Source organism: Vogesella alkaliphila, assembly GCF_014652475.1.
Lineage (GTDB): Bacteria > Pseudomonadota > Gammaproteobacteria > Burkholderiales > Chromobacteriaceae > Vogesella > Vogesella alkaliphila.
In genome coordinates, this window is the sequence record NZ_BMYW01000001.1 from 430,450 (window position 1) to 452,679 (window position 22,230).

The 22,230-nt window shown below is 66.4% G+C and carries 19 protein-coding genes; 16 read left to right on the forward strand and 3 right to left on the reverse strand.

Annotation, left to right across the window (positions count from 1 at the left end):
* Positions 1 to 177: 177 nt before the first annotated feature.
* The 14 genes from leuC to accD all read left to right on the forward strand — a co-directional run bounded on the left by leuC (position 178) and on the right by accD (position 15,407).
* The gene (gene leuC, locus IE100_RS02040; protein WP_189372485.1) at positions 178 to 1,584 is read left to right on the forward strand and encodes a 3-isopropylmalate dehydratase large subunit; all 1,407 of its coding nucleotides are present in this window, start codon (positions 178 to 180) and stop codon (positions 1,582 to 1,584) included.
* Between the two features lie 32 nt (positions 1,585 to 1,616).
* Positions 1,617 to 1,733: an entericidin A/B family lipoprotein gene (locus IE100_RS02045; protein ID WP_189372693.1), complete on the forward strand. Its 117-nt coding sequence runs from the start codon at positions 1,617 to 1,619 to the stop codon at positions 1,731 to 1,733.
* Positions 1,730 to 2,368, forward strand: coding sequence for a 3-isopropylmalate dehydratase small subunit (gene leuD / locus IE100_RS02050; RefSeq protein WP_189372486.1), 639 nt, complete (start codon positions 1,730 to 1,732; stop codon positions 2,366 to 2,368). Before IE100_RS02045 ends, leuD begins: the two co-directional genes overlap by 4 nt.
* 64 nt (positions 2,369 to 2,432) lie before the next feature.
* Complete coding sequence (leuB, locus tag IE100_RS02055) at positions 2,433 to 3,497, forward strand: 3-isopropylmalate dehydrogenase (protein ID WP_189372487.1); 1,065 nt, start codon at positions 2,433 to 2,435, stop codon at positions 3,495 to 3,497.
* A 156-nt stretch (positions 3,498 to 3,653) separates the two neighbouring features.
* On the forward strand, positions 3,654 to 4,760 hold the full coding sequence (gene asd, locus IE100_RS02060; RefSeq protein ID WP_229800182.1) for an aspartate-semialdehyde dehydrogenase: 1,107 nt from the start codon (positions 3,654 to 3,656) through the stop codon (positions 4,758 to 4,760).
* Positions 4,761 to 4,828: 68 nt separating this feature from the next.
* The gene (locus tag IE100_RS02065; RefSeq protein ID WP_189372488.1) at positions 4,829 to 5,845 is read left to right on the forward strand and encodes an aspartate-semialdehyde dehydrogenase; all 1,017 of its coding nucleotides are present in this window, start codon (positions 4,829 to 4,831) and stop codon (positions 5,843 to 5,845) included.
* A 195-nt stretch (positions 5,846 to 6,040) separates the two neighbouring features.
* Positions 6,041 to 8,155, forward strand: a complete 2,115-nt coding sequence (locus IE100_RS02070) for a motility hub landmark protein FimV (protein WP_189372489.1) — start codon at positions 6,041 to 6,043, stop codon at positions 8,153 to 8,155.
* Between the two features lie 21 nt (positions 8,156 to 8,176).
* Positions 8,177 to 10,285, forward strand: coding sequence for a type IV pilus assembly protein FimV (locus tag IE100_RS02075; protein ID WP_189372490.1), 2,109 nt, complete (start codon positions 8,177 to 8,179; stop codon positions 10,283 to 10,285).
* Between the two features lie 2 nt (positions 10,286 to 10,287).
* Positions 10,288 to 10,899: a hypothetical protein gene (locus tag IE100_RS02080; protein WP_189372491.1), complete on the forward strand. Its 612-nt coding sequence runs from the start codon at positions 10,288 to 10,290 to the stop codon at positions 10,897 to 10,899.
* Positions 10,896 to 11,684 carry a tRNA pseudouridine(38-40) synthase TruA gene (gene truA, locus IE100_RS02085; protein WP_189372492.1) on the forward strand — a complete coding sequence of 263 codons (789 nt, stop codon included), beginning with the start codon at positions 10,896 to 10,898 and terminating at the stop codon, positions 11,682 to 11,684. Before IE100_RS02080 ends, truA begins: the two co-directional genes overlap by 4 nt.
* Before the next feature lies 1 nt (position 11,685).
* On the forward strand, positions 11,686 to 12,309 hold the full coding sequence (locus IE100_RS02090) for a phosphoribosylanthranilate isomerase (RefSeq protein WP_189372493.1): 624 nt from the start codon (positions 11,686 to 11,688) through the stop codon (positions 12,307 to 12,309).
* Positions 12,310 to 12,361: 52 nt separating this feature from the next.
* Positions 12,362 to 13,561 (forward strand): tryptophan synthase subunit beta, encoded by a 1,200-nt coding sequence (trpB, locus tag IE100_RS02095; RefSeq protein ID WP_189372494.1) that lies wholly within the window; start codon positions 12,362 to 12,364, stop codon positions 13,559 to 13,561.
* 96 nt (positions 13,562 to 13,657) lie between these two features.
* A complete protein-coding gene (trpA, locus tag IE100_RS02100) occupies positions 13,658 to 14,452 on the forward strand; it encodes a tryptophan synthase subunit alpha (protein WP_189372495.1) in 795 nt (264 codons plus the stop codon).
* A gap of 79 nt (positions 14,453 to 14,531) precedes the next feature.
* Positions 14,532 to 15,407, forward strand: a complete 876-nt coding sequence (accD, locus tag IE100_RS02105) for an acetyl-CoA carboxylase, carboxyltransferase subunit beta (RefSeq protein WP_189372496.1) — start codon at positions 14,532 to 14,534, stop codon at positions 15,405 to 15,407.
* Between the two features lie 82 nt (positions 15,408 to 15,489).
* On the opposite strand, the gene serA is transcribed toward accD, so the two are convergent.
* A complete protein-coding gene (gene serA, locus IE100_RS02110) occupies positions 15,490 to 16,719 on the reverse strand; it encodes a phosphoglycerate dehydrogenase (RefSeq protein WP_189372497.1) in 1,230 nt (409 codons plus the stop codon).
* 79 nt (positions 16,720 to 16,798) lie between these two features.
* Between serA and IE100_RS02115 the strand changes: the two genes are divergently transcribed.
* Positions 16,799 to 18,187 (forward strand): D-2-hydroxyglutarate dehydrogenase, encoded by a 1,389-nt coding sequence (locus tag IE100_RS02115; protein ID WP_189372498.1) that lies wholly within the window; start codon positions 16,799 to 16,801, stop codon positions 18,185 to 18,187.
* 117 nt (positions 18,188 to 18,304) lie between these two features.
* Here the strand turns inward: IE100_RS02115 and astE are convergent, their stop codons facing one another.
* Both astE and IE100_RS02125 read right to left on the reverse strand, forming a co-directional pair.
* Complete coding sequence (gene astE / locus IE100_RS02120) at positions 18,305 to 19,318, reverse strand: succinylglutamate desuccinylase (protein ID WP_189372499.1); 1,014 nt, start codon at positions 19,316 to 19,318, stop codon at positions 18,305 to 18,307.
* Between the two features lie 109 nt (positions 19,319 to 19,427).
* Positions 19,428 to 20,216 carry an alpha/beta fold hydrolase gene (locus IE100_RS02125; protein WP_189372500.1) on the reverse strand — a complete coding sequence of 263 codons (789 nt, stop codon included), beginning with the start codon at positions 20,214 to 20,216 and terminating at the stop codon, positions 19,428 to 19,430.
* 136 nt (positions 20,217 to 20,352) lie between these two features.
* Between IE100_RS02125 and IE100_RS02130 the strand changes: the two genes are divergently transcribed.
* A complete protein-coding gene (locus tag IE100_RS02130; protein WP_189372501.1) occupies positions 20,353 to 22,158 on the forward strand; it encodes a GGDEF domain-containing protein in 1,806 nt (601 codons plus the stop codon).
* Positions 22,159 to 22,230: the final 72 nt, after the last annotated feature.

The following is a 22,230-nucleotide window of genomic DNA, read 5'->3' on the forward strand; positions in this document are numbered from 1 at the left end:
AGTATAAATGCTTATCTTGTACTAGGAACCGGCTTGGTCAATGATAGGGCCACTACGCACGGCCTGCGGCCGGTCCAAGCTTGGCCGCAGCGGCTTGTTCCGCCTCGGGCGGACGTGACAGAATGACCGGATCCACTGCCGGAATGTTGTCGGCAAACTCATCGAGAAAGCAGAACCATGACCGCACAGACCCTCTACGACAAGCTGTGGAGCAGCCACGTGGTGCACGAAGAAGCAGACGGCACCGTATTGCTCTATATTGACCGTCATCTGGTCCACGAAGTGACCAGCCCGCAGGCCTTCGAAGGGCTGAAACTGGCCGGTCGCAAGCTGTGGCGCGTGGACTCGGTGGTGTCGACCGCCGACCACAACACCCCGACCGACCACTGGGACGAGGGCATCAAGGACCCGATCTCGCGCCAGCAGGTGGAAACGCTGGACGCCAACATCAAGGCCTTCGGCGCGCTGGCCTACTTCCCGTTCAAGGACAAGGGCCAGGGCATCGTGCACGTGATGGGGCCGGAGCAGGGCGCCACCCTGCCGGGCATGACCGTGGTCTGTGGCGACAGCCACACCTCCACCCACGGCGCCTTCGGCGCGCTGGCGCACGGCATCGGCACCTCCGAGGTCGAGCACGTGATGGCCACCCAGACCCTGGTGGCGAAGAAATCCAAGAACATGCTGGTGCGGGTCGATGGCAAGCTGCCGGCCGGCATTACCGGCAAGGACGTGGCGCTGGCGATCATCGGCAAGATCGGCACCGCCGGCGGTACCGGCTACGCCATCGAGTTCGGCGGCGAAGCGATCCGCGAGCTGTCGATGGAAGGCCGCATGAGCCTGTGCAATATGGCGATCGAAGCGGGTGCCCGTTCCGGCCTGGTGGCGGTGGACCAGAAAACCATCGACTACGTGAAGGGCCGTCCGTTCGCGCCGAAGGCCGAGCAGTGGGACGCCGCCGTGGCCTACTGGAACACCCTGCACTCCGATGACGGCGCGCACTTCGACGCCGTGGTAACGCTGGATGCCGCCGAGATCCAGCCACAGGTGACCTGGGGCACCTCGCCGGAAATGGTGACCGACATCAACGGCCGCGTGCCGGACCCGGCGCAGGAAAGCGACCCGGTGAAGAAGGGCTCCATCGAGCGCGCGCTGGCCTATATGGGCCTGCAGGCCAATACCCCGATCAACGAGATTCCGGTGGACATCGTGTTCATCGGCTCCTGTACCAACAGCCGCATCGAAGACCTGCGTGAAGCCGCCGCGGTGGCCAAGGGCCGCAAGAAGGCGGCCAACGTCAAGCAGGTGCTGGTGGTGCCGGGCTCCGGTCTGGTGAAGGCGCAGGCGGAGCAGGAGGGGCTGGACAAGGTGTTCGTGGCCGCCGGTTTCGAGTGGCGCGAGCCGGGCTGCTCCATGTGTCTGGCGATGAACGCCGACCGCCTGCAGCCGGGCGAGCGTTGCGCGTCCACCTCCAACCGCAACTTCGAAGGCCGTCAGGGTCAGGGCGGTCGCACCCACCTGGTCAGCCCGGCGATGGCCGCCGCCGCCGCGGTGGCCGGTCACTTCGTCGACATTCGCGCGCTGTAAGCGGGCCACAGCTAGGAGATACAGACATGACAATGCGACTTCTGACTGCGCTGGCCTTGCTGGTCGCCGTCACCGGATGCAATACCGTGGCCGGTGTCGGCCAGGATCTCAGAAACGCAGGTTCCGCCATCGAAAGGGCAGCACAATGAAGGCATTTACCACTCTTGACGGCCTCGTGTGCCCGCTGGATCGCGCCAACGTCGATACCGACGCGATCATCCCCAAGCAATTCCTGAAGTCCATCAAGCGTTCCGGCTTCGGTCCCAACCTGTTCGACGAATGGCGCTACCTGGACCACGGCGAGCCGGGCATGGACAACAGCCAGCGTCCGCTGAACCCTGACTTCGTGCTGAACTTCCCGCGCTACGCCGGCGCACAGGTGCTGCTGGCGCGCGAGAACTTCGGCTGCGGCTCTTCGCGTGAACACGCGCCGTGGGCACTGGAAGACCAGGGCTTCCGCGTCATCATCGCGCCGTCGTTCGCCGACATCTTCTTCAACAACTGCTTCAAGAACGGCCTGCTGCCCATCGTGCAGCCGGCCGAGGTGGTCGACCAGCTGTTCCGCGAGTGCGAGGCCAATGAAGGCTACACGCTGAACGTGGACCTGGCGGCGCAGACCATCAGCACGCCGTCCGGCAAGGTGTTCGCCTTCGACATCACCGAGCACCGCAAGCACTGCCTGCTCGGCGGCCTGGACGAGATCGGCCTGACGCTGAAGCACGAAGCCGAGATCAAGGCCTTCGAGAGCAAGCACCGCGCGGCACAGCCGTGGCTGTTTGCCTGAACCCACCCTCAAAGGTTGGCCGCACTGCGGCCAACCTTGTCCTCCACGCTACGGGATAAAGATCATGAAAATCGCAGTCTTGCCGGGTGACGGCATCGGTCCGGAAATCATTGCCCAGGCGCAGCGCGTGCTGGAAGTGTTGCGCAGCGACGGCCTGCCGATCGAGATGGAGCAGGCGCCGCTGGGTGGCGCCGCCTACGACGAGTTCGGTCATCCCTACCCGTCGTTCACGCAGAACCTGTGTCGCGACGCCGACGCGGTGCTGCTCGGCGCCGTCGGCGGCCCGCAGTACGACAACCTGGAGCGCGCGCTGCGTCCGGAGCGCGGCCTGCTGGCGATCCGCAAGGACCTGAACCTGTTCGCCAACCTGCGCCCGGCCATCCTGTATCCGGAGCTGGCCAACGCGTCGACGCTGAAGCCGGAAGTGGTATCCGGTCTCGACATCATGATTGTGCGCGAGCTGACCGGCGACATCTACTTCGGCCAGCCGCGCGGCATCGCCGTCAACGAGCTGGGCGAGCGCGAGGCGTACAACACCATGCGTTACAGCGAGGGCGAAATCCGCCGCATCGCCCACGTCGCCTTCGGCATCGCGATGAAACGCAACAAGAAGCTGTGTTCGGTGGACAAGGCCAACGTGCTGGAAACCACCGAGTTCTGGAAGGAGATCATGATCGACGTGGCGCGCGAGTACCCGCAGGTGGAGCTGAGCCACATGTACGTCGACAACGCCGCGATGCAGCTGGTGCGCAACCCGAAACAGTTCGACGTGATGGTGACCGGCAACATCTTCGGCGACATCCTGTCCGACGAAGCCTCGATGCTGACAGGCTCCATCGGCATGCTGCCGTCGGCGTCGCTGGACCAGAACAACAAGGGCCTGTACGAGCCTAGCCACGGCTCTGCACCGGACATCGCCGGCAAGGACCTGGCCAATCCACTGGCTACCATCCTGTCGGCGGCGATGATGCTGCGCTACACCTTCAACCAGGAAGCCGCCGCCCAGCGCGTGGAGAACGCGGTGAAAACGGTGCTGGCGCAGGGCTATCGCACCGCCGATATCTTCGAGGCCGGTTGCGAGAAAGTCAGCTGTTCCGGCATGGGCGACGCGGTGGTGGCAGCCTTGTAATTCGCATCTTTAATGTCTTTTGAATAAAAAACGTCAGCCCCATTGTGCGTGCCGCTGTTGCCCTGCACAATGGGGCTGATCACTACATAAAGCCGGTCTGTCAAGAGATGACTGGCGACACAGTTTCAAACACCCAAGACATTCAGGAGAATTATCGTGCGAGTAGGTTTTGTTGGCTGGCGCGGCATGGTCGGTTCCGTGCTGATGCAGCGCATGCTGGAAGAGAATGATTTTGCCGTTATCGACGAACCGGTGTTCTTCACGACCTCCAATGTCGGTGGCGCCGCGCCCAACGTTGACCGCGACGTGCCGCCGCTGAAAGATGCGCGCAACATCGACGAGCTGAAGGCGATGGACGCCATCGTCACCTGCCAGGGCGGCGACTACACCACCGAGGTGTACGCCAAGCTGCGCGCCGCCGGCTGGAACGGCTACTGGATCGACGCTGCCTCCACGCTGCGCATGGAAGACAACGCCATCATCGTGCTCGACCCGGTCAACAGCAACGTGATCGAAGCGGGCCTCGCCAACGGCGTCAAGGACTTCATCGGCGGCAACTGCACCAACTCCATCATGCTGATGGGCATGGGCGGCCTGTTCCGCGAGGGCCTGGTGGAGTGGGTGTCCTCGATGACCTACCAGGCGGCCTCCGGTGGCGGCGCCAACCACATGCGCGAACTGCTGAAGGGCATGGGCGTGGTACACGCCGCGGTCGCCGACGAACTGGCCACGCCGTCGTCCGCCATTCTCGACATCGACCGCAAGGTCGCCGCCACCATCCGTGAAGACGTGCCGACCGAATTCTTCGGCGCGCCACTGGCCGGCGGCCTGATCCCGTGGATCGACAAGCAGCTCGACAACGGCCAGTCCAAGGAAGAGTGGAAGGGCCAGGCCGAGGTCAACAAGATTCTGGGCACCGCTGCGACCATCCCGGTCGACGGCCTGTGCGTGCGCATCGGCGCCATGCGCTGCCACAGCCTGGCGCTGACCGTGAAGCTGAAAAAAGACCTGCCGCTGGACGAGATCGAGGCCATCATCAAGTCCGGCAATGACTGGGTGAAGTGGGTGCCGAACGACCGCGACATCACCGTCAAGGAACTGACCCCGGCCGCCATCACCGGCGGTCTGCAGATCGGCGTCGGCCGCGTGCGCAAGCTGAACATGGGCGGCGAGTACCTGTCGGCCTTCGTGATCGGCGACCAGCTGCTGTGGGGCGCGGCCGAACCGCTGCGCCGTATGTTGCGGATCCTGATTGAACGCTAAAATAGTGCGATACTGTTAGCCAAGGGCGCCAGCGGCGCCCTTTCTGTTTTCTAGAACTGGATAAATGAATGTCTGAAACCCTGCGTATTGCTGTTGTTGGTGCCACCTCGCTGGTCGGCGAGGCCGTGCTTGAATTGCTGGCCGAACGCGCGCTGCCTATCGGCCGCGTGTTTGCGCTGGATGTGGCGGAAAAGGACGGCGAGACCGTGTCGCTGGGCAATGTCGAGCTGGATGTGGCGTCGGTGGAGGACTTTGACTTTGCCAATGCCTCGCTGGCGATCTTTGTCGGCGGCAGCGAACTGTCGCGCCGCTTCGTGCCGGAAGCACGTAACGCCGGTTGCGCCGTGATCGACTTCAGCGCCGTGTACCGGCTGTCCGAGGACGTGCCGCTGGTGGTGCCGGGCATCAACGACGCCGCGCTGGACGATCTCGGCGAAGGCCTGCTGCTGGCGGTGCCGAACTGCACGGTGACGCCGGTGGCCAGGGCCCTGGCCGCGCTGCAGGCCTGCGGCCTGGAGCGGGTCACCGTCGCCACCTACCAGTCGGTGTCCGGCACCGGTCGCGCCGCGCTGGAAGAGCTGGCCAACCAGACCACCGCGCTGTTTGGCGCGCGTGACGTCGAGCTGGAGGTCTACCCGAAGCGCATCTCGTTCAACGTGCTGCCGCTGATCGGCGACGTGGACGAGCAGGGCATCAGCGAAGAAGAGCAGTCGCTGGTTGACGAGCTGCACAAGGTGCTGGCCGATCCGCAGCTGCGCATCGAGGCCAGCTGCGTGCGGGTGCCGGTCTTCTTCGGCCACGGCTGGGCGGTGACGCTGCAGACCCGCGATCCGCTGACTGCGGACAAGGCGCGCGAGCTGCTGGCCGCCGGCGGTCTGCAAATCGTCGACGATCCGCGTGGCGAACTGCCTTATGTCACGCCACTGGAAGCGTCCGGCAACGAGGCGGTCTGGGTCAGCCGCGTGCGGCAGACCGCGGGCGGTACCGTGTCGTTCTGGCTGGCGGCCGACAATGTCCGCGCCGGCGCCGCAGAGCCTTGCGTGGCGCTGGCTGCAGCCCTGATGAAGCGTGGCTATTTTGCCTGAGCCGGAATCTCAAGGTAGTATGTCGCTATACTGATCTGGCCATCCGCTTGCAACATCTATCAGGCCGATTTGAAAATCGGCCAGGATCACGCTTATGCAAATGGTGGATAAATGAGCGGTAGCGGCGCTAGAGCAAAACAACACACCGAAAGGTAGCAAAAAAGAATGCTGGCCAAGAAAAAACTGAGCGTATTAATGCTGTCAGTGGCATTTTCTTCTGCAGCCTGGGCGGGTTTGGGGGGGGTAGTCGTCAAGTCCAATCTTGGCGAACCGTTGCGCGCCGAAATCGAGCTGAGCGGCTCGGATGGCGAGGTGCAGCGGGTTGGCCTGGCCACCCTGGATACCTTTCGCGAGTTGAAAGTCGATTACGCGCCGCTGCTGAGCAGCCTGCGCTTCACGCTGGCCCAGCGCGCCAACGGCCGGCCGTATATCCGGGTCACGTCGCTGGCGCCGATCAGCGAGCCCTATCTGCGCTTTGTGGTGGAAGCCAAAATGCCGAGCAGCCGTTCGGTGCGCGAATATACCGTGCTGCTGGACCCGGTCGACTATGCGCTGCCGTCCAACCCGGCACCGGTCGTTGTTCGGCCGCAGGGCGAGCGGCTGGCGCCTGCCCCTGCGCCAAGGCGGCCGGCTCCGCTGCGTGCCGAGCGCGAGGTGGTCAATCGCGCCGCACCGGACCGTATCAGTGTGCGTCCGGGGCAGACCCTGCACCAGCTGGCGGCGTCGCTGGCGCTGCCGGGTGTTTCGCTGCGCCAGGTGATGGCCGCGCTGCTGGAGGCCAATCCGCAGGCCTTCGTCGCCGGCAATCCCGACCAGTTGCGCGCAGGCGCACGCCTGAGGGTGCCGCCGCTGTCACAAATCCGTGCCCTGGGGCGCGAACGCAGCAACAGCATACTCGCCGCCGGTCGTGCCCCGCAGGCCGCCGCGGCAGCACCGGTTGCCGCCACACCGGCACCGGCCCCGGCCAAGCCGGCTGCCGCCGCGGAACAGCTGGTGAAGCTGGAGCCGGTTACCGTTCCGGCCTCGGCGCCTGCGGTGGACGCCTCCGCCGTGGTCTCCGATCAGGCGCTGCAGTTGCAGCAGGCGCAGCAGAAAATCACCGAACTGGAAAAACGGCTCAACGCGCTGCAGGCAGCGGCGACACCACAGGCGGCACCGGCCGCCGAGGAGGCGGGCGAGCCGTTGCTGGACCGGGTAATGGCCTACCTGCCGCTGATAGGTGGCGCGCTGGCCGCGGTATTGCTGGGGCTGGCGGCCATCATCATGCTGCGCCGCCGTCGTGCCGCGGGTGCCGGCCACGCTGGCGCGGCCAGCACCCTGCGCAAGTCGTCGCTGCACCAGCCGCATACCGAACCGATGACCGCCGGCAATACCTTCCTCACCGACTTCACCCGTAGCGACACCGGCGGCGCCGAGGCCGGAGAGGTCGACCCGATCGCCGAAGCCGAGGTCTACCTTGCTTACGGTCGCGACCAGCAGGCCGAGGAAATCCTGAAAGACGCCCTGGCGAAAGACCCGACCCTGCACGAGGTGCGCGCCAAGCTGCTGGAGATCTACGCCTCGCGTCAGGATCGTGCCGCCTTCGAACCGCACGCCAGATCGCTGCATGACGCGCTGGACGGGCAGGGCACGCTGTGGGACAAGATCGCCAAGCTGGGACGCGGCATCGATCCTGCCAATGCGCTGTATGGCGGGGTTGCCGTCGCCGCTGAGGCGGTGGCCGACAGCGCCTTCACGGCGTCGCCGATGGACATCGACCTCGACAACGAACTGATGGGCAGTGTGCCGGCCGCCGCTGTGGCGCCGGAGCCGGTCGCGCCGGCCGTGGACGATGATCCGCTGCGTGCCGCGCTGCTCGGCGACGATCAGTTTGCCGTGGATACCCCGCCCAAGGCGCTGGCACCGGAGCTGGATATCGAAAGCCTGCTGGCCAGTGCCGAACAGGTGGTGGCGGAACCGGCACCGGTCGAGCCGGCGCCGGAAGAGAACAAGCACATGCTGGACTTCGATTTCCAGCTGGACGAACCGGTGAGCATCGCCAGTCCGCTGGAAACGTTGGCCGCAGCCGAGCCGGATGCCAACAGCGTCGATTTCGACTTCGACCTGGACAGCCTGGGGGCGGAGACGCCGGCGGTCAGCACCGAAGGCCTGTCGGTGTCGGACGATCCGCTGTCGACCAAGCTGGATCTGGCCCGCGTCTATCTGGACATGGGCGACAAGGATGGCGCGCGCGAAGTGCTGGAAGAGCTGGTGGCCGAGGCCGGCGGCTTGCTGAAGCAGGAAGCCGCCAACCTGCTGTCCTCACTTTGATCCCCGCACTGGCCGCCGCCGATGAAAACGAGCGCTAGTCACCCGAGCTTTGCCCTGCGCCCGGTGCTGGCCGGCCTGCTGACCGCCTGCGCGGTGCTGCCGGCTTGGGCCGGTCTCGGCGCGCTGCGGGTGCTGTCGGCGGCCGACGAGGCGTTTTATGCCGAGGTGGCGGTCGAGCCGGAGGCCGGACTCAGCGCGCCGACGGCGTCGCTGGCGTCGCTGGAGCGTTATCCGATGCTGGGGCCCTACGCGGAAGCGGTACGCCAGCTGGCGATCCGCACCAGCGAGGTGTCGCCCGGCCGCTACCTGATCATCTTGTCGGGGCCGGTGCTGTCCCGGGAGCAGGATTTGCATTTTGCCCTTGAACTGTCATGGCCTTCCGGCCGTGCCATCCGCGAGTATCACCTGCCGGCGTCCGGGCCGTGGCCGTTGGCGCCCGACAAGAAGCCTTCGCCGCACAGTGCCCTGCCGGCGGAAAAGCCGACCTTCATCACCGGCGCGACCCCGCCCGCCTTCGGTGTCGGGCGGGTGCTGTCGGTACGCGGGCTACCGCTGCGCATGGAGGTCGAGCTGCTGGGCGACTGGCCGGCGGCCGATCGCGCCGGACTGTTCCAGCTGGCGGCGCTGCAGGGGCTGGGCGAGGCACAAGCGACACGCTTCGCGCTGCGCAGCCGCGCCGGGCGCCTGTTCTTGCGGCTGCATCATCCGCAGCCGGTGAGCAGCCGCCGCATCGGTTTTGAGTTGCAGGCCCGGCTGGGCGAGGCCGAGGTGGTGCGCCGTTTCAGTGTCGCCGTGCCCAGGGCCGGCCAGCGCTATCGCAAGCACGTGGCCCCGTCGGCGCAGGCGCTGCCGGTGGACGGTTACCGCGTCAAGGCGGGGGACACCCTGAACCGGCTGGCGCAACGCTACGCCCCGGCCGCGCGGCAGGCATGGATGGCGGAAGTGCTGGCACGCAACCCGCAGGCCTTTGCCGGCGGTGACCGCGACCTGCTGTTCGCCGGTGCCTGGCTGGCGCTGCCCGGGGGCAAGCCGGCGCCCGCTGCCAGCAAGGGCGCATCGGCGGTCGCGCCGGCCAAGGCGCCGGCTTCAGTCGTACCGCCGGTGCCGGTTGCCTCGGCACCGTCCGCCGCGGCGCCGGTGCCGTCCGATCGGATCGACCAGCAGTTGAAGGCGGCGCAGCAGCGCATGAAGTGGCTGGAAGCGGAAATCAGCCGGTTGGAGGCTGCGCCAGCGCCAACGGCCAGTGCCGCGCCCGCGATGCCGCCCTTGTCGGACAGTGAGGCGGCGTTTCTTGATGGCCGCTTGACGGAGTGGGTGCTGACCGGGGTCGGCGGCATTTCCGTGGCCAGCCTGCTGGCGTGGATGCTGCTGCGGCGCCGTAAACAGAAACCGGCGGTCAGCGCAGCGCAAGCAGTCCCGACGCCGGCCGCGACGCCGCCGGATGCGGCAGCGTCAGTACCTGTGCCGCCCGCGCCGGCCGACGAGGTCAGGCTCGATGCCGTCGACGTACTGGCCGAGGCGGAAGTGCTGCTGGCGTACGGCCGAAGCGAGGCGGCCGAGAGCCTGCTGCGTAACGCCCTGCGTGCCGAGCCTGAGCGCGAGGATCTGCGCATCAAGTTGCTCGACCTGATCGCCGCGCAAGGCAATCGCGGCGAATTCGAGGCGGTGGCGCTGGACGTGCTGGCGGTATTCGGACCGCTGAGCGGCCTGTGGACACGGGTGCAGCAGCTGGGCGCCACGCTGGACGCGGACAACCCGCTGTATCGTGCCATCGAGCGACCGATGGGCGAGGCGGTGATGCTGGCGTCGGCACCGGCCGTGGACGAGGTGCCCGAGGCGCCGTTGCCGGTGGCTGAGGACGTATTGCTGTCGATGCCGGAATCAACGCCTGAGCCTGCGCCGGAGCCAGCCCCTGAATCCGTGCCGGAACCGCTCGAGAAACGACGCGCCGCCGACTTCGCCGCCAATGACCGGCAGCCGGTGTCGGTGGCGGGCGAGCTGTCGGAGCAGGCGGCGATTGCCGAGCTGGCACAGCTCTACCGCGAGATGGGCGACAGCGAGATGGCCGATACCCTGCTGCGCGACGCCGGGCTGCTGGAAGCGCCCAAAGAAGCGGTGGACGGTTCCTGATCGTGCGCGTCCATCCCGCGCTGGCGCTGGTGGCGTGGTTGCTGCTGGCGCTGGTGCTGCAAGCCTGGTCCTGGCCGGCGCTTTTCCTGTTGTTCCTGTGCTGTGTTCCCCTGTTGTGGCGGCAGCTGTGCTTGGCGCTGCGGCGCATGCGCTGGCTGCTGCTGACCCTGCTGCTGGTGACCGCCTGGTCGGTGCCGGGTGACGCGCTGTTCGCCGCCGCGTGGTCGCCGTCGCGGCAGGGGCTGGCGCTGGCGCTGCAGCAGCAGTTGCGGCTGCTGTTGCTGATGGCCAGCCTGCGCTGCGTCTGGCTGCAACTGGGGCAGCAGGGCATGCTGCAGGCGCTGGCGTGGCTGCTGCAGCCGCTGGCGCTGCTCGGCCTGCCGCTGGAGCGCGTGCTGCTGCGGCTGGGGCTGACGCTGTTTTACGCCGAGTACTGGTTGCAGCATCCGCCGGCGCTGAGCCTGGCCGCGTGGCGCGCGGCGCTGGCGGCGCAACTGACACAAGCCCCGGCGGATGAGGTAAAGTTAGGCTTTTCGCCGTGGACCATGCGTGACACGTTGGCCTTGTTGCTACTGTTGCTGTTGTCCGGCTTACTCGTGAAAGTGGGACAATGAGAGTTGCGTTGGGTGTGGAGTATGACGGCCGTGCGTTTTCCGGCTGGCAGACGCAACCCGGTGGTAACACCGTGCAGGACAAGCTGAACCAGGCGCTGTCGCGCATCGCCGGTCACCCGGTGACCACCCTCGCCGCCGGCCGTACCGATGCCGGCGTGCACGCGCTGATGCAGGTGGTGCACTTCGATACCGATGCCGTCCGCCCGCTCAACGCCTGGGTACGCGGCGTCAATGCCCATCTGCCGCCCGAGATCGCCGTGGTGTGGGCGCGGGAGGTCAGTGACGAATTTCATGCGCGCTTTTCCGCGTTTTCCCGCTCGTATCGTTATTTCCTGCTGACGCACCCGGTGCGCCCCGGGCTGACCGCCGGCCGCGTCGGCTGGTACCACCAGCCGCTGGACGTGGACGCGATGCGCGCGGCGACGGCGGTGCTGCTGGGACGGCACGATTTTTCCAGCTTCCGCGCGGCCGAGTGCCAGGCCAAGTCGCCGCTGAAAGACCTGCAGCAGCTGGACATCAGCGAGGTGGACGGCCTGCTGCGCTTCGACCTCACCGCCGACGCCTTCCTGCACCACATGGTGCGCAATATCGTCGGTGCGCTGCTGTATGTCGGTACCGGTCGCCTCGATGCTGCCGGCATGGCCGCGCTGCTGGCGGCCGGTGATCGTACCAAGGCGCCGCCGACCTTCATGCCGGACGGGCTGTACCTGACCGGGGTCGGCTACCCGGCGCAGTTCGACCTGCCGTCGCAGGCCCAGGCCGCGCGCCTGACCTTGTGGAGATAAGATGAGCGTTCGCATCAAAGTCTGTGGCTTTACCCGTGTCGAGGACGCGGTGGCGGCGGCCAGGCTCGGCATCGACGCCATCGGCCTGGTGTTCTACGACAAGAGCCCGCGCCACGTCGGTATCGCGCAGGCGCAGGCCATCATCGCCGCGCTGCCGCCGTTCGTGAGCGTGGTGGCGCTGTTCGTCAACGCCAGCCGTGAAGAAGTGGAAAACGTGCTGGCGCAGTGCGCCATCGACGTGCTGCAGTTCCACGGTGAAGAGTCGCCCGAGTTCTGCCGCAGCTTCCACCGGCCGTACCTGAAGGCGGTGCGGGTGCAGCCGGGTACCGACCTGCAAACGTTGGCCGCACGGTATCACGACACGCGCGGCCTGCTGACCGATGCCTTTGTCGAGGGCGCGCACGGCGGCACCGGCAAGACCTTCGACTGGACGCTGCTCCCGGCGCAGCTGCCCTTGCCGCTGATCCTGTCCGGCGGGCTGGACGAGCACAATGTCGCCGATGCGGTGCGTCGCGTGCGCCCGGCGGCGGTCGACGTGTCCAGCGGCGTCGAGGCCGGCAAGGGCATCAAGAGCCCGCAGCGGGTGGCGGATTTCGTCGCCGCGGTGCGGGCGGCACAGAATTAACACGGCGCGCCACGGCGTGCCGCCACCATCATCAAACCATCAGGAGCATTCCATGAGCAGTTATGACTTCCCCGATGCACGCGGTCACTTCGGCCCGTACGGCGGTGTCTATGTAGCGGAAACATTGATGGCAGCCCTGGACGAGCTGAATGCCGAGTATGCCCGTGCCAAGGCTGATCCGGCTTTCTGGCAGGAATATCACTACGAGCTGAAACACTTTGTCGGCCGGCCGAGCCCGGTCTACCACGCCAAGCGCTGGTCGGAACAGCTCGGCGGCGCGCAGATCTACTTCAAGCGCGAAGACCTCAACCACACCGGCGCGCACAAGGTCAACAACACCATCGGCCAGGCGCTGCTGGCGCGGCGCATGGGCAAGAAGCGCGTGATCGCCGAAACCGGTGCCGGCCAGCACGGCGTGGCCTCGGCCACCGTCGCCGCCCGCTACGGCATGGAGTGCGTGGTGTACATGGGCGCGGAAGACGTGAAGCGTCAGGCGCCGAACGTGTTCCGCATGAAGCTGCTTGGCGCCACCGTGGTGCCGGTGGAGTCCGGCTCCAAGACGCTGAAGGACGCGCTGAACGAGGCGATGCGCGACTGGGTCACCAATATCGACAGCACCTTCTACATCCTCGGCACCGCCGCCGGCCCGCATCCGTACCCGATGCTGGTGCGCGACTTCCAGCGCATCATCGGCATCGAGGCCAAGGAGCAGATGCAGGAGATGGTCGGCCGCCAGCCGGACATGGTGGTGGCCTGCGTCGGTGGCGGCTCCAACGCCATCGGTATCTTCCATCCTTACGTGGAGGTGGAGGGCGTGCGCCTGGTGGGCGTCGAGGCCGGCGGTGACGGGGTGGCCACCGGTCGCCACGCGGCGCCGCTGACGGCCGGCAAGCCGGGCGTGCTGCACGGCTTCCGCAGCTACCTGATGCAGGACGAGAACGGCCAGATCATCGAGACCCACTCGGTGTCCGCCGGCCTCGACTACCCGGGCGTCGGTCCGGAACACAGCCTGCTGAAGGACATCGGTCGCGCCGAATACGTGGCCATCAACGACGACGAGGCTTTGCGCGCGTTCGAGGACTGCTGCCATCTGGAAGGCATCATCCCGGCGCTGGAATCCAGCCACGCGCTGGCGCACGCCGCCAAGGTCGCGCCGACCATGGGCCGTGATCAGATCATTCTGGTCAACCTGTCCGGCCGTGGCGACAAGGACATCAACACCGTCGCCAGCCTGATGGGCCTGACCCTGTAATGTGGCCAGGGTTGGCCGCAACGTGCGGCCAACCTTTGCCGCTCCCCGATGATACCGGCCGGCGCGCTGCGCGGGCCGGCTGCAAGGAAACGCGTGATGAGCCGTATTGCTGAAACCTTTACCCGCCTGCAAGCCGCCGGCGAAAAAGCCCTGATCCCGTTCATCACCGCCGGCGATCCCGATCCCGGCCTGACCGTCAGCCTGATGCACGGTCTGGTGGAGGGCGGTGCCGACGTGATCGAACTGGGCGTTCCGTTCTCCGACCCGATGGCCGACGGCCCGGTGATCCAGCGCGCCAGCGAGCGTGCACTGGCGCACAAGGTCGGCCTGCGCAACGTGCTGGACATGGTGCGCGAATTTCGCCGCAGCAACCAGCAGACCCCGGTGGTGCTGATGGGCTACCTCAACCCGGTGCACGTGCTGGGCTACGAGGTATTCGCCAAGGAAGCCGCCGCCGCCGGCGTCGACGGCGTGCTGACCGTGGACTGCCCGCCGGAAGAGGCGGCCGAGCTGTCGGCGGCGCTGACTGCCGCCAGGCTCGATCCGGTATTCCTGATTGCGCCGACCACGCCGATGGCGCGGGTCAAGCAAATCGCCGCTCTGGCGCGCGGTTATGTCTACTATGTGTCACTTAAAGGCGTGACCGGTGCCGGAAATCTGGACATTGACGACGTAGCGCGTAAAATTGCCGCCCTTAGAGAATTTATTGATGTGCCGATCGGTGTCGGCTTCGGAATCCGCGATGCCGAAACGGCGCGCGCCATCTCCACCGCCGCGGATGCGGTGGTGGTCGGTAGCCGTCTGGTGCAGGAAATCGAAGCGGCAACCCCTGAAACTGCCAAAGAGCAGCTTACCCGTCTGGTGGCATCGCTGAAGGATGCCATCCGTTAGAACAATGCTGGTCACCCGTGCCAGCACCCTGCGGCCAACCTTACCGTTGGCCGCAACGTATTGATTCAAGGAGTCAGCAATGAGCTGGTTGAATAAACTCCTGCCGCCTAAGATCAAGCGCGATCCGCGCACGAGCAAGGCGTCGGCGGTACCGGAAGGTTTGTGGAGCAAGTGCCCCGCGTGTGAGGCGGTGCTGTACCACACCGACCTGCAGGCCAATCTGCAGGTATGTCCCAAGTGTGACCATCATCACTCGCTGACCGCCCGCGAGCGGCTGGACATGCTGCTGGATGCGGAAGGCCGTCGCGAGATCGGCGCCGAGGTCAAGCCGATCGACATCCTGAAGTTCAAGGACAGCAAGAAGTACCCCGACCGTCTGGTCGCCGCGGCAGAAAGCACCGGTGAGGACGACGCGCTGGTGGTGATGCAGGGCAGCATCCACAACATGCCGGCGGTGGTTGCCGCCTTCGAGTTCCGCTTCATCGGCGGCTCGATGGGTTCGGTGGTCGGCGAGCGCTTCGTGCGCGGCGTGCAGGCGGCGGTGGAAGCACGCGCGCCGTTCATCTGCGTCGCCGCCTCCGGTGGCGCGCGCATGCAGGAAGGTCTGAACTCGCTGATGCAGATGGCCAAGACCTCGGCCGCGCTGCAGCTGCTGTCCGACTACCAGCTGCCGTTCATCTCCATCCTCACCGACCCGACCATGGGCGGCGTGTCCGCCTCCTTCGCCTTCCTCGGCGACGTGGTGATCGGCGAGCCGGGCGCGCTGATCGGCTTTGCCGGCCCGCGCGTGATCGAGCAGACCGTGCGCGAGACGCTGCCGGAAGGCTTCCAGCGCTCGGAGTTCCTGATCGAGAAGGGCGCGCTGGACATGATCGTCGACCGCCGCGAGCTGAAGCTGCGCGTGGCGACGCTGGTGGCGATGCTGATGAAGGAAGCGCAGCCGCTCAGCGCCTGATCGTCGCGGTTGCCAGACAAAACGCCACGGCTTGCCGTGGCGTTTTTGCATTGGCGGCCAACGTTGGCCGCAGGTACCGACCCTAGTACAGCACGCGGCAGCGCAGGGTGCCGGGGATCTGCTGCAGCGCCTCCAGCGCCGGCTGGCTGGCGGCGCTGTCGGTTTCGATCACCACGTAGCCGATCTCGTCGCTGGTCTGCAGGTACTGTGCGGCGATGTTGATGCCCAGGCTGGAGAAGGCGTCGTTGATGCGCGCCAGCACGCCGGGCTGGTTCTTGTGGATGTGCAGCAGGCGGCACTTGCCGGGGTGGGCCGGCAGCGAGGCCTCGGGGAAGTTGACCGCGGTCAGCGTCGAGCCGTTGTCGCTGTACTTCACCAGCTTGGCGGCCACTTCGCCGCCGATGTTGGCCTGTGCCTCCAGCGTGCTGCCGCCGATGTGCGGCGTCAGGATCACGTTGTCGAATTCGCGCAGCGGCGACAGGAACTCCTCGCCGTTGCCCTCCGGCTCTACCGGAAACACGTCGATGGCGGCGCCGGCCAGGTGCTTGCTGGCCAGGGCCGCGGCCAGCGCCTCGATTACCACCACCGTGCCACGCGAGGCGTTGATCAGGTGGCTGCCGGCCTTCATCGCCGCCAGCTCGGCGGCGCCGAACATGTCCCGGGTCTGCGCCGTTTCCGGCACGTGCAGGGTGACCACGTCGGACTCGGCCAGCAGCTCGTGCAGCTTGCCGATCTGGCGCGCGTTGCCCAGCGGCAGCTTGTTCTCGATGTCGTAGAACACCACCTTCAGCCCGAGGCTTTCCGCCAGCACCCCGACCTGGGTGCCGATGTGGCCGTAGCCGACGATGCCCAGTGTCTTGCCGCGCACCTCGAAGCTGCCTTCTGCCGACTTCAGCCAGCCGCCGCGATGGGCGAGGGCGTTCTTTTCCGGGATGCCGCGCAGCAGCATGATGGTCTCGGCGATCACCAGTTCGGCCACCGAGCGGGTGTTGGAGAACGGCGCGTTGAACACCGGGATGCCGCGGCGGGTGGCGGCGGCGAGGTCGACCTGGTTGGTGCCGATGCAGAAGCAGCCGACGGTGATCAGCTTTTTCGCCGCCTCCAGCACCTCGTCGCTGAGCTGGCTGCGCGAGCGGATGCCGACGATGTGGGCATCGGCGATGCGCTCCTTCAGTTCGCTGTCCGGCAGCGCCTTCTTGTGATACTCGATGTTGTGGTAACCATTGTCACGGAAGGTGTCGACGGCACTCTGGTGCACGCCTTCCAGCAGCAATACCTTGATCTTGTCCTTGGCGAGCGATACGGTTTGCATGATACGAATGGCCCTTTGTTGACTAAATTTCTCGGGTATTATGACCCTTGTTGCCGTTTTTTGACTAGAGAGAGCGCAAATGCTTGCACCGCAACAGCTGGCCGAGCTGGGCCGCCTGCTGGCCGCCGACCGCGTGGCCACCGATACCGATACCCTGACGCGCTACGGCCTGGACTGGACGCGCTATTTCACGCCCGATGCCGCCGCGGTGCTGTTCCCGAAGACGGTGGACGAGGTGGTGGCGCTGGTGCGCTGGGCGCAGCGCGAGCAGTTCGCGCTGGTGCCGTCCGGCGGCCGTACCGGCCTGTCCGGCGGCGCGGTGGCGCGCAACGGCGAGCTGGTGGTGTCGTTCGAGCGCATGAACGCGATCCTGGAGCTGGACAAGGTTGGCCGCACCGTGCGCTGCCAGGCGGGGGTGATCACCAAGACGCTGCAGGAATTCGCGCTGGCCAACGGCCTGTACTACCCGGTGGATTTCGCCTCCAGCGGCAGCAGCCAGATCGGCGGCAATATCGCCACCAACGCCGGCGGCATCAAGGTCGTGCGCTACGGCATGACCCGCGAATGGGTGGTCGGGCTGAAGGTGGTCACCGGCGAGGGCGAGGTGCTGGAGCTGAACCACGGCCTGGCCAAGAACAATACCGGCTACGACTTCCGCCACCTGTTCATCGGCTCGGAGGGCACGCTGGGCTTCATCGTCGAGGCCACGCTGCGGCTGGCGCGGCCGCCAGCGGAGCTGGCGGTGATGGTGCTGGCGGTGCCGAATCTTGCCGACATCATGAATATTTTCAACGCCTACCGCGACAAGCTGGACCTGACCGCGTTCGAGTTCTTCTCCGAGCAGGCGCTGCGCCACGTGCTGGCGCGCGGTGCGGTGCAGCGGCCGTTCGACGAGGCGGCCGACTACTACGTGCTGCTGGAGTTCGAGAAGATCGCGCCGGACACCGAGACGCAGGCGCTGGCGCTGTTCGAATACTGCGCCGAGCAGGGCTGGCTGGTCGACGGCGTGCTGTCGCAGTCGCAGCAGCAGGCGGCGGAGCTGTGGCGCCTGCGCGAGGACATCAGCGAGTCCATCACCCCGTACAAGCCGTACAAGAACGACATCGCGGTGGTGGTCAGCAAGGTGCCGGCCTTTGTCGCGCAGCTGGACGAGATCCTGGCGCGCGAGTACCCGCAGTTCGAGGTGGTGTGGTTCGGCCACATCGGCGACGGCAACCTGCACATCAACGTGCTGAAGCCGGAGGCGCTGGCCATCGACGACTTCCGCCGCGCCTGCGAACAGGTCAACAAGCACGTGTTCGAGCTGGTGCGCGACTTCAAGGGCAGCATGTCGGCCGAGCACGGCGTCGGCCTGCTCAAGCACGACTATCTTGACGTAAGCCGCAGTCATGCCGAAATCCGGCTGATGAAAGCGATGAAATCGCTTTTTGATCCGGATGGCATTATGAACCCGGGCAAGCTGGTGTAAGAAGCAGACGATGCCCGAAAAATGCGCGGCGTCAGCAAACTGCTGACGCCGCGCTGTTTTTTTTGGCTTTCAACAGCTTATCCACAGCTTTTTCCCTGTTTCGCTGTGGATAAGCGTCTAATCCAGCTGGCAGGGGCTGATCACGATGCCGGCGCGCAGGCCGACCCCGACCTTGGGATTGGGGAACAGGATGCGTTCCTCGCCGCCGTCGGCGACGTAACGGATGTCGCCATCTTCGGCAATTGTCATGCCGTGTGGAAGGGCGGTGAAGTTCTCCACGCTGTCGGCCAGGTGCAGCTTGAACTGCTCGCTGTGCTTCACCAGGTCGTACTTGGCGTGGAACACCGCGAAGCGGCTGGCGTCGTAGGCCGGCAGCGGCGGGGTGCTGCCGGAGACCAGGTGTCGCAGCGCGCGGTCGATGCCGGCGAAGCGGGCGAGGTCGTTGTCGCCGAACGGCCGCGCCTTGCCCAGCTCCAGCGTCAGCGCGTCGGCGTGGAAGTGGTGGCTGGTGTAGTAGCTGAAGGTGGCCGCTGGCTTGCTGTGCAGCAGCAGGGTGCTGACGTCGGCGCTTTCCAGCCACAGCAGCTGTTCGCGCTTGTGCGGCCGGCCGTCGGTGTACGGGTAGATGGCGAACTTCTCGAACACCGAGCCGCGGATGGCGGTGTGCAGGTCGTAGTGTAGGCGCTGCACGCCGGCCGGCGCGGCGCGGAAGAAGTCGGCGGCCAGCTGTTCCAGCTCGGCGGCGCGGCGCGCTTCCTGCGCCTGCGGCTGGCTGATGTGGGCGCCGTTGAACAGGCGGTTCATGTCGTAGTCGGTAAAGCGCGCGCCGCTGCGCATCGCCACCGGATTGCCCAGCATCACCAGTAGCCGGCAGCGCAGCGGCATGGCGCCGGCGAGCAGGTCGTTGACGATGCTGTTGACCACCTCGATCGGGGCGGTCTCGTTGCCGTGGATGCCGGTGGACAGCAGCACGTGGTCCAGCGCGTCGGCGGCGTCCAGCGGCGCCAGCGCCAGCACGCCTTCGGCCAGCCACTGCAGGCTCAGGGTCGCGGTCTGCCACTGGCGGGGGCCGGCAAAGCGGCCCTCCAGCGTGGCGTGCAGAAAATCACGGGCGGGAGCGAACGGCGTCATGGGGTGTCCTGTGCTTGTGGTGTTGCCCCATTCTAATCAAATGCCGGCCTGCGCCAACGCGGCTGTCACCGCCTTGTCCGTATATGGCGCAAACCGGACATTCGCAGTCTCAGGCGTCGGCGAAGCGGCTGATCTGCTGCGCGAAGGCGGCCGGCGCCTCGATGTGGATGGCGTGGCCGGCGCCGGGCAGCACCGTCAGCGTCGAGCCGGCGATGCCCTGGTGCAGCAGTTCCGACTGGTACAGCGGGGTGAGGCGGTCTTCGCTGCCGACGATGATGTGGGTCGGCACCCTGATCTCGTCCAGCCAGCTGCGCGCGTCGTGCTCGCGGATGCCGGCCAGGATGCGCTCCACCCCCGGCCAGTCCACGGTGGCGGCGATGGTGCGCAGGTCCGGCAGCATCTGTGCACTGCTGACGAAGAAGCGGCTGGAAAACAGCCACGGCAGGCTGATGTCGAAGCGCAGCCCGGGGCCGCCGGCCTGTTGCGCCGCGCTCCAGCTCTGCGCGATGTAAACGTTGGCCGCATCCGACCACGCCAGCGTCGAGGCCAGCAGCAGCCGCGACAGCCGCGCCGGATGGCGGCGGGCGAAGTGCAGTGCCACCATGCCGCCGTAGGACAGGCCGGCGAGGTAGCACTGTTTGACGCCGAGGTGGTCGAGCAGCGCGGCGGCGTCGTCGGCCTGTTGCGTCAGCGGGTAGCTGTCCTGCACCCGCCGCTCGCTCTGGCCCTGGCCTTGGAAATCGAGACGGATCAGCCTGAAGCGCGGCTCCAGCAGCGGCGCCATCAGCGTCCAGGCGGCGGTGCTCATGGTCAGGCCGTTGAACAGCAAGAGCGGCTGTTCGCCGTGGCCGCTGACCTCGTAATACAACTGGCGTCCATCGTGCTGCAGCATGGGCATGGCGTCTTCCTTGTCGGGTGCGGTTAATGTCAGTGTGGTGCAGGAGGCGCCGGCCCGCAATAGCGCTCGCCGCCGTCATCGCCGATTTGTCATATTGTTGCGCTAGCCTTGCCGCTCTTGGAAACGGACTTGTGCAATGGAAACCATGCTGGAAACCGTCACGATCAGCGTCGCGCCGGGCTTGGCGCATCAGGCGCTGCTGGAACAGATCATTCGTCAGGGGAGTGTGCAGGTGGTGTTCCAGCCCATCGTACAGCTGGCGGACGGCGAGCTGTACGGTTACGAGGCGCTGGTACGCGGGCCATCCGATTCCATCCTGCATTCGCCGGTGATGCTGTTCGAGCAGGCGGCGCGCGCCGGCCTGTCCGGAGTGCTGGACCAGGTCTGCATCGCCGCGATCCTGCGCCAGTTTGCACTGCGCCAGCTGCCCGGCATCCTGTTCATCAATGTCATTCCCGATACCCTGCTCAGCGCCGATGTCTCGGTCGAGGCGCTGCTGGGCCTGCTGCAGCTGAACGGCGTGCCGCCGCAGCGGGTGGTACTGGAGCTGACCGAAACCCGTCCCAATGCCGGCTACCCGGTGCTGCGCCAGGTGGCGGACGAGCTGCGCCGCAGCGGTCTGCGGCTGGCGCTGGACGACCTGGGCGAGGGCTTCTCCAATCTGCGGCTGTGGTCGGAACTGCGCCCGGACGTGGTCAAGCTGGACAAGTACTTCGTGCAGAACATCCACGCCGACCCGCTGAAGGCGCAGTTCGTGCGCTCGCTGGTGGACATGGCGCGCGCCTCCGGTGCGCTGCTGGTGGCCGAGGGGGTGGAGCAGGCGGAAGAGTTGCGCGTGCTGCGCGAGCTGGGGGTGGCGATGGGGCAGGGCTACCTGATCGCGCGGCCGCAGGCCGAGCCGGCGCTCGCGCAGCACTACCCGTTGCCGCGCGCGCCGCAGCACGCCGGCAACCGGCGCCGGCCGGTGGCGCGCGACCTGCTGCAGGAGGTGCCCTACCTGAGCACCGCGCACAGCTGCGAGCAGGCCTACCAGATGTTTGCCGCCTCGCTGCAGCGTTTTGCCATTCCGGTGCTGCACGAGCGGCGTCCGGTGGGCTTGCTGACCCGGCACCATGTGCTGGAAACCTTCGCCAAACCGTTCAACCGCGAGCTGTTCGCCAAGAAGCCGTGCATGGCGCTGGCCGACGCCAGGCCGCTGCTGGTGTCGGCGGAGATGGACATCCAGTCGCTGTCCGGGCGGGTGGTGGAGGCGGAGCAGCGCTACCTGGTCGACGGTTTCATCATCGTCGAGGACGGTGCCTACCTCGGCATGGGCACCGGCTACGACCTGATGCGCCTGATCAGCGAGATGCAGCTGTCGGCGGCGCGTTACGCCAATCCGCTGACCGGGTTGCCGGGCAACGTGCCGATCGGCGAGGAGGTGCAGCGGCTGCTGGAGGGCGAGCGCCCGTTCGTGGTGGCCTATGTCGATCTCGACCACTTCAAGCCGTTCAACGATCACTACGGCTACGGCGCCGGCGACGACCTGATCCGCGAGCTGGGGCGGATTCTGCTGTCGCAGCTGGACATGACGATGGATTTTGCCGGCCATATCGGCGGCGATGACTTCGTGTTGTTGTTGCAGAGTTGCAACTGGCGGCGTCGGCTGCAGGACATCATCCGGTCGTTCGATCAGCGGGTGCAGGCGTTCTTTTGTGCCGCAGCGCGCCATGCCGGTGGCTATCACATCGCCGACCGCAGCGGGCAGATGCAGTTCTTCCCGCTGACCAGCGTGTCCATCGGGGTGCTGCCGGTCTTGCCCGGTCGCTTCCTGTCGCACTACGAAGTGGCAGCGGCGGCGACGCAGGCCAAAAAAATGGCGAAAAAACAGGAGGGTAGCAGCCTGTTTGTCGAGGCGCGCGAATTCCCCGTTTTGGTGCGGCCAACGGCGCTGGCCGTTTGAGGAATTAAACAGTTTCTGCTCTTGTTGCGGTTGTTGCCGACGTTCATGCTGCATGGCAGCATGAACGTGACA